Below are 15,359 nucleotides of genomic sequence, written 5' to 3' on the forward strand. Positions count from 1 at the left end.
GCACACCTGGTACCAGGGTCTCCGGCGGCGGAACGTAGTACTCATGACGACTACCACCCCTGCCCCGGCGACGGCCACCGCTGCTGTCGGGACGCCGGAAAGGACAGGACTCACGTCCGCCGGCTTGATCACCGTGCTGCTGGGGGCAGCGCTGCCGATCATCGACTTCTTCATCGTCAACGTCGCCCTCCCCACGATCGATGCCGACCTGCACGCGTCCACCGCGACGCTCGAACTGGTCGTCGCGGGCTACGGCATCGCATACGCGGTGCTGCTCGTGCTCGGCGGTCGACTTGGCGACACGTTCGGCCGCCGCAGGCTTTTCCTGCTCGGCCTCACGCTGTTCACTCTCACCTCGCTGGCCTGCGGCGTCGCCCCGGACGCGAGCACGCTGGTCATCGCCCGCGTCGCGCAAGGCGCGGCTTCGGCACTGCTGCTGCCGCAGGCGCTGTCGATCATCCAGGCCGGCACGTCCGGCGAACGCCGCTCCCGCGCCATCGGCCTCTACGGCGCGACCGGCGGCATCGCCACCGTGGTCGGGCAGCTGCTCGGCGGCGCGCTGGTGGCCGCGAATGTGTGGGACCTGAGCTGGCGGCCGATCTTCCTGGTCAACGTGCCGATCGGGATCATCGGGCTGCTGCTCGCGCGCCGTACGGTGCCGGACAGCCGGGCGAGCAACCCGCTCGGCGTCGACCGCTGGGGCACCGCGCTGCTGGCCGTTTCGCTGCTGTCGCTGCTGATCCCGATCATGGAAGGCCGCGCGCTGGGCTGGCCGTGGTGGAGCATCGCGCTGCTGGTGATCTTCCCGTTTGCCGCGTTCGGTTTCGCCCGCGTGGAGCGGAAGCTTGAGGCCGCGGGCGGAACGCCGCTGTTGCCGCCAGCGCTCCTGCGCACCGCGAGCGTGCGGCACGGGCTGACCGTCGCGGTGCCGTTCTTCTGCACCTTCGGTTCGTTCATGTTCGTCTACGCGGTGACCCTGCAGAACGGCCTGCACCTCGGCCCGCTCGGCGCGGGGCTGGCCTTGACTCCGATGGCCGTCGCGTACTTCACGACGTCGCTGGTCAGCAGCCACCTGGTCGCCCGGTTCGGCCGCAAGATCGTGCCGATCGGCGGGCTGATCCTCGCGGTCGGCCTGGTCGTGCTCGCCGGGACCGCGCTGGCGGACTGGCCCGACCTGTCGATCTGGCAGCTCGCCCCGGCGATGGTGCTGATCGGCGTCGGCAACGGGCTCGCGATGAGCACGCTGTTCCGGGTGGTGCTGTCCCGAGTGCCCGCCGACCTGGCGGGGGTCGGCGGCGGCGTGCTGACCACTACCCAGCAGACGTCGCTGGCGCTGGGCGTCGCGGTGCTCGGCAGCCTGTTCGCCAGCCTGAGCGTGCCCGGCGCGATGGGCTACCAGGGCGCGTTCGTGCTGGTCATCGGGATTTTGGCGGCGCTCGCGCTGCTGGTGACCGGGCTGGCGCGGAAGCTGCCCGACCCACGCTGAGAAACTCGTCCGACGGAAAACCCCGCTCCCGGACGACGATGGGAATGTGACGGAACCTCGGGTGCAGCCAGACCCGGCCTTCGCGCTGCTCGGCCTCTACGAGACGGCCCTGCCGGAGGTCTATGGCTACCTGCTCGCGAGGTGCGGCGACCGCGTGCTGGCGGAGGAACTGACGTCGGAGACGTTCCTCGGCGCGGTCGCCGCTTGCCGCAAGGAGCACGCGCCGCCGGTGAGCACGGCCTGGTTGATCGGGGTGGCCCGGCACAAACTGGCCGACCATTGGCGGCGGGCCGAACGGGAACAGCGCGGGCTGCGGCTCGTGCACGACGCCGGATGCGACGTCGAGGATCCCTGGGACGAACAGCTCGACGCCCTGCGCGCACGGCAGGTGCTCGAAGCGCTGTCGGTCTCGCATCGGGCGGTGCTCACCTTGCGCTACGTCGACGGCCTTCCGGTGCGCGACGTCGCCGCGCATCTCGGCCGGACCATCCACGCGACGGAGGCGTTGCTGACGCGGGCCAAGACCGCGTTCCGCCGCAGCTACCAGGAGAAGGAGGGACGCGATGCCTGAACCGTTCGACGCGCTTGCGCTGCCTTCGACTCCGGCGGACCCCGATCCGGCCTTCGCCGAGCAGCTGCGGGACGACCTCCGCCGCCTGATCCTGAACGGAGCGGAGATGACCACCACCGAAACCACGCACGCCCAAGCGGGCGCGCTGACGCCGTACCTGGTCGTGACCGACGCCCGGGCCGCGCTCGACTTCTACGTCGAGGTCTTCGGAGCCCGACGCCGGTCCGAGCCGATCGTGATGGACGACGGCCGGGTCGGGCACGCCGAACTGGACATCGGCGGCAGTGTGCTGATGCTGGCCGAGGAATTCCCCGAGCTGGGCAATGTCGTCGCTCCGGAGGGCGGCGCGCTGGTGCGCGTCGAGGTGCCCGACCCGATCGGCGCGGCGCGGCGGGCGGTGGAACTGGGCGCGGAACTGCTGCGTCCGGTCGAGGACCGCGGCTACGGGCTGAACGGCGTGATCCGCGACCCGTACGGCCAGCGCTGGCTGGTCGGAAAGGCCGCGCCACAAGCGAAAACGCCCGGGGAGCGCACATATCGGCACGGCGAGGCCGGGTACTTCACCTTCCAGGTGCCCGACGAGGTCCGGGCCAAGGCGTTCTACGGCGCGGTGCTCGGCTGGCAGTTCAACCAGGGCAGCCTGCCGACCGCGTGGCGCATCGAGGGCCACGGCCTGCCCGGCGGGCTGTGGGGCGGAGCGGAATTGCAGACCGGGTGGAAGCTGATGTTCGCCGTCGACGACCTCGAAGCCGCGCTCGACCGGGTGCGCGCGCAAGGCGGCCGGGCGGGCGAGGTGGAGAACCCGCCGTACGGCCGAACGGCGGATTGTGCCGACGACCAGGGGATCGAGTTCTGGTTGTGGGAACAGCCACGCACGTGACCTCGGCCAAAACCCGGGCGGCAAACCGGCCGCCGGGGCGCACACTCGAGAGATGGCCGCGCACTGGACGCCCCGCGACGAAGCCGAACTGACCGCCGGTTGGCAGCTGTGGCTCGCGCTGGGTTCATGCGCCTGGCCGGGACCGGACTGGGACGGCACGCCCGCCGAAGCCGTCCGCGGCCTCGAACGCTGCTTCACCGCCTGCGACGAGATCCTCGCCGCGCACGACCAGCCGGACTCCGCGGTCGCCGGGCTGGTGCGTTCGATGATCCTGGCCGCCAACTGGACGCTCGAACTCTGGCGCGACGACGCGGACCCGCTCGATTCCGAACGGGCCGCGCTGCTGCACGCCGATCTGGCCGCTTTCGCCGATCACGCGGAAGGCGTCCGTACCCTGCTGGCGACGGGCGGCGGGTGGGCCTCGCTTCCGCTGTGACCCGCCCACCGTCCGTCTACAAAGGACTTACCAGCTGGCAGGCCGCTTCCGCTCCGGCTCGTACGGCTGCGTGAGGACCTCGATCCCGTTTCCGCCCGGGTCAAGGAAATACACGCCGCGGCCGCCGTGGTTGTGGTTGATCTCGCCTGGGCCCTGACCGCCTGGTCCGGCGTGGTAGTCGACCCCGGTTTCCTTCAGCCGCGCGAAAAACGCGTCGAAGTCGTCTTCCGGAATGAGGAAGCAGTAGTGCTGCAGCTTGCGGTCCTCGTCCGGGATCGTGGCGAAGTCGAGCCGCACGCCGTTGCTGGTTTCGACGGGGATGAACGGGCCCCATTCCTCGCCGATCTCGAAGCCGAGCAGGTTCGCGAAGAATTCGGCGGATTCCCGGTTGTCCCGGGACGGGATCATAACGTGATTCAGTTCAAGAGAAACGGACACGAAGCAATGCCTCCAGAAGGCATCCCAGCACCTCCATGTCTCACCCAGCCGGTGACCGACACGCGATGCCGCCGAAGAGCATAGCGCAGCGGAAGCGAATCACCAATCAGGAAACCGCCACTCGCCGCCGGGCCGCGCGCGGACGGCCGACGCCCTGCCAGGACAACCCCGCGTCGAGAATCATCCCGGGGTCGAGCAAGTTGCGGGTGTCGACGACGTCGTCGCCTTCCATCGCGTCCGCGATCGCGACCCAGTCCAGATTGCGGAACTCGGCCCATTCGGTAAGCACCACAACAACATCCGCGTCCTTGGCGACCTGATAGGGATCGTCCACGACGGTCATTCCCGCGATACCGCCGGACACCGCCGGGTCGTACGCGGTGATCTCCGCCCCGAGCGCACCGAGCACCGAAGACACTGCCAGCGCAGGAGAATCGCGCAGATCGTTCGTGCCCGCCTTGAACGCCAAACCCAGCACACCGATTCGCGCGCCGGCCAACGTTCCGCCGCAGGCACCGGCGATCTTCGCCACAATGCGGTCGCGCTGGGCGATGTTCTCGTCGATCGCCGAGGTCAGCATCCGGAAGTCGTAGTCCACCGACTCGGCGACCTTGACCAGCGCGCTGGTGTCCTTGGGCAGACACGAACCGCCCCAGCCCGGGCCGGGCTTGAGGAACGTGCGGCCGATCCGCCGGTCGTAACCCATTCCTTCGGTGACCAGGTCGATGTCCGCGCCGAGCCGTTCGCACAGTTCGGCGATCGAGTTCACATAGGACAGTTTGAGCGCGAGGAAGCAGTTCGCCGCGTACTTGACCAGTTCCGCGCTGGCCGCGTCGGCGACCACGATCGGTGCGGCGAGGTCGCCGTACAGCTGCCCGACCCACGCGGCCGCGGCGTGCGAATCCGACCCGACGACGATCCGGTCCGGGTTCAGGAAGTCTTGCACCGCAGTGCCTTCGCGCAGAAACTCCGGGTTGGACACGACCGGCACGTCGTCGCGGCCGACCATCGCGCGGATCCGTTTCGCGGTGCCGACCGGCACCGTCGACTTCGTGATCAGCGCGCAGCCGGACGGCAGCACGTCGCCGATCTCGGCGGTCACCGCCTCCACCGCGCGCAAATCCGCGGACCCGCCCGCGCCCATCGGCGTCGGCACGCAGAGGAACACCCCTTCCGCGCCGCGAACGGCTTCCCGCGCGCCGACGACGAACGACAGCCGTCCGTTCGCCAAACCGCGGGAGACCAATTCGGCCAGTCCTGGTTCGAGGATGTCCACGCGGCCGGCCGACAGCCGGTTCACTTTCGCCACGTCCACGTCCACACAGGTGACGCGGTGCCCGAGGCTCGCGAGACAAGCCCCCGTGGTCAATCCGACGTATCCCGTCCCTACCACCACGATCCGAGCTGAGCTCATGGTGCTGAAGGTGACAGCCGGAGTTGACCTCAGTGCTAACGGAAGCGGTCGCGACCGAATACTCCTCGCGACGACAGCGGGTGAGGCGACACACTCCGGCGCGAGTGCGAACGAGCGTTAACCTGGGCGCGGAGGTGCACCGCGGCACCTGAGAGCAGGAGGAAGGCTGAAGATGCAGATCACCGACACCGCAGCGCTCGTCACGGGTGGCGCGTCCGGTCTCGGCGGCGCGACCGCCAAGGCACTGGCCGCGAAAGGCGCGCGGGTGTTCGCCCTCGACCTCGCGGCCTCGATCGAGAAGGCCGAGCAGGTCGACGGCGTCACCTACGTCGAGGCCGACGTGACCGACCCGGACCAGGTGCAGGCCGCCGTCGACACCGCGGCCGGCTCCGGCGTACCGCTGCGCACGGTGGTCAACTGCGCGGGCATCGGGCCGTCCGCGCGCATCCTGTCCAAGAAGGGCAGGCACGATCTGGCGCTGTACGCGAAGGTCATCCAGATCAACCTGATCGGCACCTTCAACGTGCTCACCGTCGCCTCCGAGGCGATCGCGAAGACCGAGCCGCTGGCCGACGACGCACGCGGCGTCATCATCAACACCGCGTCCGTCGCCGCGTTCGACGGCCAGATCGGACAGGTGGCGTACGCGTCGTCCAAGGGCGGCGTGGTCGGCCTGACCCTGCCCGCCGCGCGCGACCTCGCCTCGCACGGCATCCGCGTGCTGACGATCGCCCCCGGCATCGTCGACACCCCGATGCTCGCCACCGTCAGCGATGAGTTCCGCGCGGGCCTCGCCGCCGGCGTGCCGTTCCCGAAGCGGCTGGCGCGTCCGGACGAGTACGCGCAGCTCGCCCTGTCGCTGATCGACCACGACTACCTCAACGGCGAGGTCGTCCGCATGGACGGCTCGCTGCGGATGGCCCCGCGCTGACCTGTTGACCGAGTGGCTGTGCCGCCCCCTCGGCAGCACAGCCACTCGTCAGGTCACTCCTTGCGCAGCCGCACCTCGAGGCCGATCCCGTCGGGGGTCACCTCGCAGGTGCGGAACTTGCTCTCCGCGACAGTCGCCTTGAACTGCTCCGGCGTGTACGCCCGCCGCCGCAGCCCGCGGAGCGTGCGGACGGTGGTGAACGTGGCCACCGGACCGAGATGCATCCGCGCGACCTCAGCGTCCAATTCCGCGTCCGTGGTGCTCTTGCTCAAGTCCTGCACCAGCGCGACGCCGCCGGGCCGCAGCACCCGGTGCATCTCGTCGAGCGCGTCCACCGGGTCGGCGAAATTCTTGAACGCCGCCTGGCAGATCAGGAAGTCGAACGACCCGTCCACGAACGGCATCGCCGCGACGTCGCCGCGGCGGAAGTCCACCGTGACGCCCTGTTCTTTCGCGTACTCCCTGGCCAGCTCGACAAAAGTCCGGCTGACATCCAGCCCCGTCACCTTGCATCGGCCAGTGCGGGCCAATTCGACGGAGAAGAAACCCGGCCCTGGCGCGACCTCGAGCACGTCAGCGCCTTCGGCCAGGTCCGCGGCCAGCATTTCGGCCGACTCGCGGTACTGCACGAGCTGCGGTTCGGTGCGCCGTCCCCGCGCGTACGCCCGGGCGATCGGCCCCTCCATCTCCGGCAGCAGCTTCGTGCGATGACGTTTGACCTGGGTGTTCCCCATGTGCTTCTCCCTGTTCGGTGGATACCGAACCAGTGCCGCGCGAGGGGTTACCCGTATCCTGTCGACGCAGCCTGAGGACAGGTTTCCGCACCCGCGGTTCCCAGTTCGACGGTTCCCGGTCCCGGCGGCGGTGTGCCAGCACCTCCTCCGGGACCTCTTTATTCGCCCTCGTTCGTCACGAAGACGGTCATGTCGGGCAGCTCCCCGGTTTCCCGGTAATGCCGCCATTCCTCGACCCCCGCGATCGCACCGGAGGCCAACTCTTCACGCAGCCCGCGGACCCATTCGGCCTCCGCGCGCCACATCGCCAGCTGGTACTCGCTCTCCACGAGAAACAGCCGAGACATCTCGGCCCGCATCTTCGCCAGCTCCGCGACGCGGTCGTCGATCATCCGCTCCAGCTCGCCAACCCGATGCCGCAACCGCTGGTCGACGACGTCCGGCCCGAGCGCGAGCATCACCGACAGCCCGGTGTGAAACCGCGTCGGCTCCGGATCAGGAGCCCCGAGCAGTTCAGCGACCCAATCCTCCAGCTCAACCTGGCCAGCTTCAGTGATCCGATAAACGGTCCGCTCCGGCCGAGCCCCGTCCCGCACACTCTCGACCGCCTCGAGGTAGCCATGCTTTTCGAGATTGCCGACCACGGTGTAGAACGAGCCCCACTTGATCTTGAAGTCGCCCTCTTTGCCGCGCCCCCGCATGACAGTAGCGATTTCATACGGATGCATCGGCCGCTCGCACAAGGTGGCCAGCACAGCGAGGCCCAACATGTTGGACACCTTCCGCCGCTTCACTCCGACCTCCTCGTAGACGAGTACTCGCCAACGAGTATATGCAAAACCACACCGAACAGCAACGCCGAAAGAGCGCCGCCACGAGCACGAAGCGCGGATCCGCCGCACCACCCCCGCAAGAAGGCAAGGCACCCACACCCCCACAACCCCGATACGAAGCCAAAAACACGGGCGGCGGGTGCTTGTCAAGGCATCTTTCCCGCCTTGACAAGCACCCGCCGCCCGTAGTCACAATCAGGCTGAGGGGTGGTGGCCCCACACCGCACCGCTACCGGCGCACCAGCACCAGAGTCAGCACCAGAGTCAGATATCCAACATATACGGAACCTCGCCCTGAGCCCGCCCGCTCATCCACTCCCGCAAAGCCTTAGTAGCCAACACATCGTCCTCGTTGTACCGCAGCAATCGCTCCCGCTGCCCGTCATCGGGAACCGCGCCATCCATCCCGACCGCGTCCCGATACCACCGCATCGACGCCTCGCCGCCAGCCTCCGGATCCCGCCAAGCGAACCCGGCCACCGGCGCGATCACCTTCAACCCCTTGCCCCGCGAGCACAAGAACTGATCCGTCACGCTGCGAAACAGATCCACCCACTCGTCAGAGTCCACAAAGGACTGCACAGCCCGCTTCTCCGGCACCCCGGAATACTCCCCGAACCGATCCACCGACCCGAACAGCCACCGGTTCTCCGCGAGCGCGTTGTAGCAATACGCCCGGAAAGTCAGCCCGGCAGCAAGAGTCCGCGAACGAACATCGGTGAACCAAGCCCAAAACTCCGCGAACGACCGCGCCTCGTCCACCGTCGGCAACGGCTCCCAGGTCGCGAACGCCCGGTACCCCTGCGGCACCCCGATGTCCGCTCCGGACAGCAGCGTTCCCCACAGGTAAGCGCCAGCGTCGCCGAAACTCTCCATGTCCACGTCGACCTCGACGTCCGCGCGCGGCACCTCGACCCGCGGTGTGCGACGCACCACCGTCAGATCCGCCAGCCAAGCCCTGGCCAGCATGATCGCGTCGGAGAACGTGCCGCCCGTCCAGTTCATCGGCGGCATCTCGGCAGCCGGGTCCAGTGCGGCCAGCTTGTCCACAGTGGACACCCCGACCCGACGCAGTTCTCCCGCGTCCTCCCCGCGCACCACCAGGCTCACGTCCCGGGTTTCGGTGAGCACGACCTCGCAGGTGGCCCAGAAGGGACACCGCCGACACTCCAGCACCCGGGAAGGCGCAGCCAGCGCTTCGGCGCCGGTGGCGGCCGCGGTCGCCACCGCGAGCCGGTCCTCGAACCGCGAGTCGTACTCGTCCAGCGCGCTGCGGCCGCCCGGCCACGTGCCCGCGGTGAGGTCGTGCCACACGACGACATCGGCGTCGAGGCCGATCACGCCGCCGACCGCGGGTCCGCTGGCCGCCAGGTCGCGCGACTCCAGCATCCGCCGCAGGTGCGCGAGCCGCAGCTGGTCCCGCGGCTGCGAACGCACCTTGCGCAGCTCGTCCGGTGAACGACGCGCCGGGTCCAGCTCCGTCATCGCGGTAGTGGGCGCACCCTGGCCGCGGTCGGTGATCCGGTGCCGGACCACCAGCACCGGCACGTATCCCTCGCCGACGCGCACGAGCAGGTCGATCCCGCCGCGCCGGTGCCCGACCGGATCGGCGGGCAGCAGCGCGCCCCAGATGTACTGCGCGGCATCGGCGAACGCCTGCTCGGTGCGCCGCACCCGCTCACCCGCGGGCGCGGTGCGCGGCACTCGCGCCCAGGTGGCGTCCGGCCCCGAGGCCGCGACCAGCTGTTCGAGGATTTCCTCGCGGTGCGCGGTCGCGTCGTCGATGCGCTGCTGCGCCGTCGGATCCGGCGGCGGCAGCGGCACGTCGCGCATCGCCGGGTCGTGTTCCAGGTGCACCCGGCGGCGGCAACGGCTCACTGCTCCCGCGTCGAGCAACACCTCGTCTCCCATAGCGATCACAATAGATCGTGGGTACGACATTCCCCGCGCGAGCCGACATGCCCGTCACGTCGGGGACCAGTAAGTTCATCCGGAGAAGGCGTGGGAGGTAACGGCCATGGCGCGCAAGGCCAAGCAGGACAAGGCCAAGCAGGACGAGGGTGAAGCCCGGATCACCCCGAAGAAGGCGAAGAACGCGGTCGCGGTGGCCAAGGTGCTCGGACCGGCGGTGCTGCCGGTGCTCGCGCCGTACGCGGTCCGCGCGGCGGGCGCGGCGCGGGAGGCATACGACCGCTACCAGGCCCGCAAGCTGGGCGTCGCCGTCGACCAGCTCGGCGAGTACACCGGCCGCGGCGCGGCGCTGCACGCCCGGATCGCGGGTCTGGTGCAGGGCCTCGGCGAGCTGAAGAAGTCGGCGAAGGCGACCGACGCGGACCAGAAGTTCGCCACCGAGACGCAGTCGACGCTGGAGCAGCTGTCGGCCACGGTGCGTGCCGCCGAGCGCATGCCCGCGGCTCGGCGCAAGGCCGCGCACCGCGCGGTGACCGGCGAACTCGAACGGCTGGAAGAACAGCTGCTGCACCGCTTGGGCATCTGAAGCCGCTGAAAAGCCGTGAAGGGCTCCTTGAGGGAATCTGATTCCCTCAAGGAGCCCTTCACGGCCCTCGGGTGCTACTTGACCTCGGGCGCTACTTGATGAAGCCCTTTTGCAGCATCCAGTCGTGCGCGACGGTGCCGGCGTCATTGCCGTCCACGTCGACCTTCTTGCACAGCTCGACCATCTGCTTGTTGTCGATCGCCGCCGCCACCTTCTCCAGCGGACCGCGGATCTCCGGGTGCTGGTTCAGGAACTCGGTGCGCAGCGTCGCCGCGGCGTTGTACTGCGGGAACGCCTTCTTGTCGTCCTCGAGCACGCGCAGGTTCAGCCCGGAGATCCGGCCGTCGGTGGTGAAGACCTCGCCGACCGGGCAGGTGCCGTTGGCCACCGCCGAATAAATGGTGCCGATCCCGAAGTTCTCGATCTTCGGGTTCTTGAACCCGTACGCCTTGACCGCCGCCGGGAACCCGTCCTGGCGGCTGGTGAACTCCGTCTCCAGGCAGAACCGGTTCTGGTCCGGATGCGAGGTGAGGAATTTCGCCAGGTCCGAGGTGGACTTGAGGTTGTTCTTCGCCGCGTACGCCTCGGTGGTGGCGAACGCGTACTGGTCGTTGAGCGGCGAGTAGTTCAGCCAGGTGACGCCGTACTTCTCCGCGTCGGCCTTCGCCGTGGCCTCGTACTGCGCCTTCTCCCCGCCCGGAACCGGCAGCTCGTTGCCCTGGTAGTTGATCCAGCCGGTGCCGGTGTACTCCCAGGTCACGTCGGTCTGCCCATTGAGCAGCGCCTGCCGGGACGAGTTCGACCCCTTGATGTCGGTGAGGTCGATGACGTCCGCGCCCGCCGCGCTCAGCGCCATTTCGGCCATGTAGCCGAGGATGATGTTCTCGGTGAAGTCCTTCGACCCGACGACCACCCGCTGGCCTTCGAGCGACGGGATCGGCCGGATCGAGCCCGGTTCGATCTTGAACGGGATCGCGGTGTTGACGTCGAGCCCGCACGCCGAGAGCGTTCCGGCGAGCAGGGCGGCGCCGACCAGCGCGCCCGCCTTTTTCAGGACGTTCATCAGCGCAGTCCCTTCGGTCCGAAGTACTGCTCGGCGACCGCGCCCAGCCAGTCCACCAGCAGCGCCAGCGCGACGGCCAGCACCGAACCGGTGATCAGCACCTTGGTCAGGTTGAGCTTGTAGCCGGTGTCGATCAGGAGCCCGAACCCGCCCGCGTTGACGAACATGCCGAACGTCGCGGTGCCGACCGCCAGCACGAGCGACGTGCGCAGGCCGGCCAGGATCAGCGGGACGGCGAGCGGGACTTCCACCCGCCACAGCACCTTCTGCGCGGACATCCCGATGCCACGCCCGGCGTCGATCAGCGACGGGTCCACCTGCTGGATGCCGACCATCGTGTTGCGCAGCACCGGGAGCAGCGAATAGAACGCCAGCGGCAGCGCCGCGACCCAGAGCCCGCCGACCGCGCCGGTGAAGATGAACCACAGCACCAGCACGCCCAGCGCGGGCGCGGCCTGTCCGATGTTCGCGACCGCCAGAAAGATCGGCGCGAGCCATTTCGCCCACGGCCGGGTCACGATGATGCCCAGCGGCACCGCCACCAGCACCACGATCGCGGTGACCACGACGGTCATCGCCAAGTGGTCGCGCAGCGCGGTGAGCAGCGACTCCGCGTTGAGCGTTTCCTTCTCGGTCGCGGTGAGCCCGCTGGCGAACACCCAGATGAGCGTCGCCGCGACGATCAGCACGACCACGACGGGCTGGGCGAACAGCCGGACGCGTTCCGCGCGACGGGAGCCTGACTCGGTGCTGAATCCGGTATCGACGGCAGCGGTCATGCCGTGGCCCCGTCCTCGTCGACGTGGTCGTCGGCGTGCTCGTCGCGCAGCTGCTGGATCGTCGCGATGACCGTGTCCAGCTTGATCGTGCCCGCGTATTCGCCGCGCGCGCCGGTGACCGGCACCGAACCGCCCTCGGCGAGCATCGCCTCGAGCGCGTCCTGCAGCGTCGACTGGAGGCTCACGATGTCGCGCAGCGGCTTGCCGACCGAACCCAGCGAGGTGGCGTTGGTCAGCTCGCGCACGTGCACCCAGCGGATCGGCCGCCGCCGCTGGTCGAGCACCAGCGCGAACGGCTTGCGCGATTTGCTCAGCTTCTCCCGCACGTCGGCAGGCGATTCGTCGATCGTCGTGGTGAGCGCGTCCTGCTGCAGTTCGACGTCGCGCACGCGCAGCAGGGTCAGCTGCTTGAGCGAAGCGCCGGCGCCCACGAAACCGGCGACCGTGTCGTCCGCCGGGTTCGCCAGGATCGACTCCGGCGTGTCGTACTGCAGGATCTTCGACTGGTTGCCGAGCACCGCGATCCGGTCGCCGAGCTTGACGGCCTCGTCGAAGTCGTGCGTGACGAAGACGATCGTCTTCTTCAGGTCGGTCTGCAGCCGCAGCAGTTCGTCCTGCAGGTTGCCGCGGGTGATCGGGTCGACCGCGCCGAACGGCTCGTCCATCAGCAGCACCGGCGGGTCGGCGGCGAGCGCGCGGGCCACGCCGACGCGCTGCTGCTGCCCGCCGGAAAGCTGGCGCGGGTAGCGGTCGCGGAAATCGGCCGGGTCGAGCCCGACCAGGTCCATCATCTCCTCGACCCGCGCGGTCACCTTCTTCTTGTCCCAGCCGAGCAGGCCGGGCACGACGGCGATGTTCTGCGAGACGGTGAAGTGCGGGAAGAGCCCGGCCTGCTGGATCGCGTAGCCGATCTGGCGGCGCAGGGTGTCCACGTCGAGCTTCAGCGCGTCCTGCCCGCCGATGGTGATCCGGCCGGACGACGGCTCGATCAAGCGGTTGATCATCCGCATCGTGGTGGTCTTGCCGCAGCCCGACGGGCCGACGAACACCACGATCTTGCCGGCGGGCACGACCATCGAGAAGTCGTCGACCGCGGGGGCGCGGGTGCCGGAGTAGCGCTTGGTGACGTGGTCCAGTTCGATCTCGACGCCGGAGACGTTTTCTTCTTCGGTCGCAGTGTGCTCAGCCACGGACACCCCTAGAAATGGTGAATCGCTTGATCAGGACGTAGATGCCGTCGAGCACCAGCGCGAGGATGACCACGCCGACGGTGCCGGTGAGGGCCTGGTTGAGGGAGTTCGTGCTCCCGGCGTTGGTGAGGCCGGAGAAGACCTCCGCGCCGAGGCCGGGGCCCTTGGCGTAGGCCGCGATCACCGCGATGCCCATGAGCATCTGCGTGGCGACCCGCATGCCGGTGAGGATCGCCGGCCAGGCCAGCCGCAGCTCGACCCGGGTGAGCACGGAGAGCCGGCTCATCCCGATGCCGCGGGCGGCGTCGGTGATCGCCGGGTCGACCGCGTCGAGGCCGACGATCGTGTTGCGGACGATGGGCAGCAGGCCGTACAGCACCAGCGCGATCACCGCGGTGGTCGAGCCGAGGCCCGAGAGCGGGATCAGCAGACCCAGCAGGGCGAACGACGGGACGGTGAGGATCGTGCTGGCCAGTGCCGTGGCGACTGCGGAGCCGATGGGGCTGCGGTAGACGGCGATGCCGATCAGCACGCCCAGGATCGCGGCGAGGATCGTGCACTGCACCACCATGCTGGTGTGCAGCCACGCCTGGAGCAGCAGCCTTCCCCACCGGTCCGAGATGTACTCGAAGAGGTTCATCCGTATTCGTTCTCCCGCCAGCTTGCGAGCCCCGGACGTCACCCGTTCGGAGTAGCCCATCAATCGGCAGGGTGACTACCCGGAACGGATACGGTCGAAACCCCCACTTCTCGGTTGTGACTACCCACCGTTTCGCATCAGCCTGGGGTCGGCAACCGAAGCGACGGGCCCCACCGGATGGTTTTTACCGGATCGAGACCCGCCTACCTCGACGTTTTCCGCAGGTGCTCACCATTCGAGACGCTTCAGTCACCCACCGGAGTGCCGTTAAGCTGCCCGAATGAGCACCCCGGCCCGGCATCGCGGCGCACTCGCCGCTGTCCGTGGCGGGCTGCTCGCTCTGAGTTCAGCGTCACTCGCCGTCACCGCGCACGCGGCCGCCGACGGCGGACTGCCGGATCCCGCGCTCACCCTGCTGCTGACCGGCCTGCTCGGCTGGACCGCCACCGCACTCGCCGACCGGGCCCGCGGCCCGCTCGCCACGGTCGCCGTGCTCGGTGGCGGACAACTCGTCATGCACCTGGTGCTGACGACGCTCGGCGAGCACGACCCGCGTGGTGCGGCTCCCGCGCCGAACGGCTGGGCGATGGCCGCGGCGCACGCCGTCGCGACCCTGCTCACCGCACTGGTGCTGGCGCGGGCGGACGCGATGCTGCTCGCGGTGCTGCGCGTGGTGCGGGTGATTCTTCCGCTGCTGATCCGGCCGCTGCCGGTTCCGGTGGCGGCGAGCGGGGTGGTGCGGCCGCGGCCCGAGCGGGCGGTGCGGGTGCTGAGCGTCGAGTTGCGGCGCGTACGAGGGCGGCGCGGGCCGCCTGGGGGCTCCTGAACCCCTCGTGCGTGTTAATCCCGGTTCTAACCGTGATTGCCACTCACGACCACCCTTCCCCCCTTACCGGCGCAGGCTCCGCCTCCGCCGGCCCTTCCCTGTTCAGGAGCAGTTGTGTCCCACCATGTCTTCCGTCGCGCCGGCGTGCTCGCCGCGACCGTCGCCGCCACCGGTCTGCTCGGTGCCGGCATCGCGTCCGCGCACGTGACCGCCAACGTCTACGGCAAGGCCGCGACCAAGGGCGGTTACGGCGCCATCTTCTTCCGGGTCCCCAACGAGGACGCGAAGCTCGGCACCATCAAGGTCGAGGTCGACGTCAAGCCGGAGTACGGCATCGGCAGCGTGAGCACCAAGCCGATCCCGGGCTGGGCGGCCGAGGTCACCAAGTCGCCGCTGAGCCAGCCGGTGACGACCGCGTCCGGCACCAAGATCACCGAGGCCGTCACCAAGGTCGTCTGGACCGCGCAACCCGGCACGAAGATCAGCCAGGGCGAGTTCCAGGAGTTCGAGATCAGCGGCGGCCCGCTGCCCTCCAACGTCGACCAGCTCGAGTTCCCCGCCATCCAGACGTACGAGGGTGGCAAAGTGGTGGACTGGAACCAGCCCACCCCGCCCGGCGGCGAGTTTGATGGTCGGGGCGG

Annotated in this window: 17 protein-coding genes; 8 read left to right on the forward strand and 9 right to left on the reverse strand. The window is 69.1% G+C overall.

Translation table 11 applies throughout. The features are described 5' to 3' along the window. Positions 1–43 precede the first annotated feature (43 nt). From D0D37_RS37615 to D0D37_RS37630, 4 genes are read left to right on the forward strand one after another with little or no spacing between them, the layout of a single operon-like run. On the forward strand, positions 44–1,486 hold the full coding sequence (locus D0D37_RS37615) for an MFS transporter (RefSeq protein ID WP_116205348.1): 1,443 nt from the start codon (positions 44–46) through the stop codon (positions 1,484–1,486). Positions 1,487–1,532: 46 nt separating this feature from the next. Further along, positions 1,533–2,057 carry an RNA polymerase sigma factor gene (locus D0D37_RS37620; RefSeq protein WP_116205349.1) on the forward strand — a complete coding sequence of 175 codons (525 nt, stop codon included), beginning with the start codon at positions 1,533–1,535 and terminating at the stop codon, positions 2,055–2,057. After that, a complete protein-coding gene (locus tag D0D37_RS37625; protein WP_116205350.1) occupies positions 2,050–2,937 on the forward strand; it encodes a VOC family protein in 888 nt (295 codons plus the stop codon). The genes D0D37_RS37620 and D0D37_RS37625 overlap by 8 nt, the downstream gene beginning before the upstream one ends. 52 nt (positions 2,938–2,989) lie before the next feature. Beyond that, positions 2,990–3,373: a hypothetical protein gene (locus D0D37_RS37630; protein ID WP_116205351.1), complete on the forward strand. Its 384-nt coding sequence runs from the start codon at positions 2,990–2,992 to the stop codon at positions 3,371–3,373. A 27-nt stretch (positions 3,374–3,400) separates the two neighbouring features. Here the strand turns inward: D0D37_RS37630 and D0D37_RS37635 are convergent, their stop codons facing one another. Both D0D37_RS37635 and D0D37_RS37640 read right to left on the reverse strand, forming a co-directional pair. Continuing rightward, positions 3,401–3,781 (reverse strand): VOC family protein, encoded by a 381-nt coding sequence (locus D0D37_RS37635; RefSeq protein WP_116205352.1) that lies wholly within the window; start codon positions 3,779–3,781, stop codon positions 3,401–3,403. Positions 3,782–3,917: 136 nt separating this feature from the next. After that, on the reverse strand, positions 3,918–5,225 hold the full coding sequence (locus D0D37_RS37640) for a UDP-glucose dehydrogenase family protein (RefSeq protein WP_116205353.1): 1,308 nt from the start codon (positions 5,223–5,225) through the stop codon (positions 3,918–3,920). Between the two features lie 172 nt (positions 5,226–5,397). Between D0D37_RS37640 and D0D37_RS37645 the strand changes: the two genes are divergently transcribed. Further along, positions 5,398–6,156 (forward strand): SDR family NAD(P)-dependent oxidoreductase, encoded by a 759-nt coding sequence (locus D0D37_RS37645; RefSeq protein ID WP_116205354.1) that lies wholly within the window; start codon positions 5,398–5,400, stop codon positions 6,154–6,156. 53 nt (positions 6,157–6,209) lie between these two features. On the opposite strand, the gene D0D37_RS37650 is transcribed toward D0D37_RS37645, so the two are convergent. The 3 genes from D0D37_RS37650 to D0D37_RS37660 all read right to left on the reverse strand — a co-directional run bounded on the left by D0D37_RS37650 (position 6,210) and on the right by D0D37_RS37660 (position 9,634). Beyond that, positions 6,210–6,890 (reverse strand): class I SAM-dependent methyltransferase, encoded by a 681-nt coding sequence (locus tag D0D37_RS37650; RefSeq protein WP_116205355.1) that lies wholly within the window; start codon positions 6,888–6,890, stop codon positions 6,210–6,212. 158 nt (positions 6,891–7,048) lie between these two features. After that, positions 7,049–7,660, reverse strand: a complete 612-nt coding sequence (locus D0D37_RS37655; RefSeq protein WP_116205362.1) for a PadR family transcriptional regulator — start codon at positions 7,658–7,660, stop codon at positions 7,049–7,051. A gap of 327 nt (positions 7,661–7,987) precedes the next feature. After that, the gene (locus tag D0D37_RS37660; protein WP_162834666.1) at positions 7,988–9,634 is read right to left on the reverse strand and encodes a TM0106 family RecB-like putative nuclease; all 1,647 of its coding nucleotides are present in this window, start codon (positions 9,632–9,634) and stop codon (positions 7,988–7,990) included. 106 nt (positions 9,635–9,740) lie between these two features. Here D0D37_RS37660 and D0D37_RS37665 point away from each other — a divergent pair, with 106 nt between their 5' ends. Then, entirely contained in the window at positions 9,741–10,220 is a 480-nt protein-coding gene (locus tag D0D37_RS37665; protein WP_116205357.1) for a DUF6474 family protein, read from the forward strand. Positions 10,221–10,311: 91 nt separating this feature from the next. Here D0D37_RS37665 and D0D37_RS37670 read toward each other — a convergent pair whose 3' ends face one another. The 4 genes from D0D37_RS37670 to D0D37_RS37685 are packed head-to-tail and all read right to left on the reverse strand — an operon-like array spanning position 10,312 to position 13,892. Next, entirely contained in the window at positions 10,312–11,283 is a 972-nt protein-coding gene (locus D0D37_RS37670; protein WP_116205358.1) for a glycine betaine ABC transporter substrate-binding protein, read from the reverse strand. Then, on the reverse strand, positions 11,283–12,062 hold the full coding sequence (locus D0D37_RS37675; RefSeq protein WP_116205359.1) for an ABC transporter permease: 780 nt from the start codon (positions 12,060–12,062) through the stop codon (positions 11,283–11,285). Before D0D37_RS37675 ends, D0D37_RS37670 begins: the two co-directional genes overlap by 1 nt. Further along, entirely contained in the window at positions 12,059–13,258 is a 1,200-nt protein-coding gene (locus D0D37_RS37680) for an ABC transporter ATP-binding protein (protein ID WP_208720336.1), read from the reverse strand. Before D0D37_RS37680 ends, D0D37_RS37675 begins: the two co-directional genes overlap by 4 nt. Then, entirely contained in the window at positions 13,245–13,892 is a 648-nt protein-coding gene (locus tag D0D37_RS37685; protein WP_037806896.1) for an ABC transporter permease, read from the reverse strand. Before D0D37_RS37685 ends, D0D37_RS37680 begins: the two co-directional genes overlap by 14 nt. 280 nt (positions 13,893–14,172) lie before the next feature. Between D0D37_RS37685 and D0D37_RS37690 the strand changes: the two genes are divergently transcribed. After that, positions 14,173–14,718, forward strand: a complete 546-nt coding sequence (locus D0D37_RS37690; protein ID WP_116205360.1) for a hypothetical protein — start codon at positions 14,173–14,175, stop codon at positions 14,716–14,718. A 114-nt stretch (positions 14,719–14,832) separates the two neighbouring features. Beyond that, a partial coding sequence (locus D0D37_RS37695; protein WP_116205361.1) for a YcnI family copper-binding membrane protein occupies positions 14,833–15,359 on the forward strand: 527 nt, incomplete at its 3' end.

This window comes from Amycolatopsis circi (assembly GCF_003385235.1).
Classification (GTDB): Bacteria; Actinomycetota; Actinomycetes; order Mycobacteriales; family Pseudonocardiaceae; genus Amycolatopsis; species Amycolatopsis circi.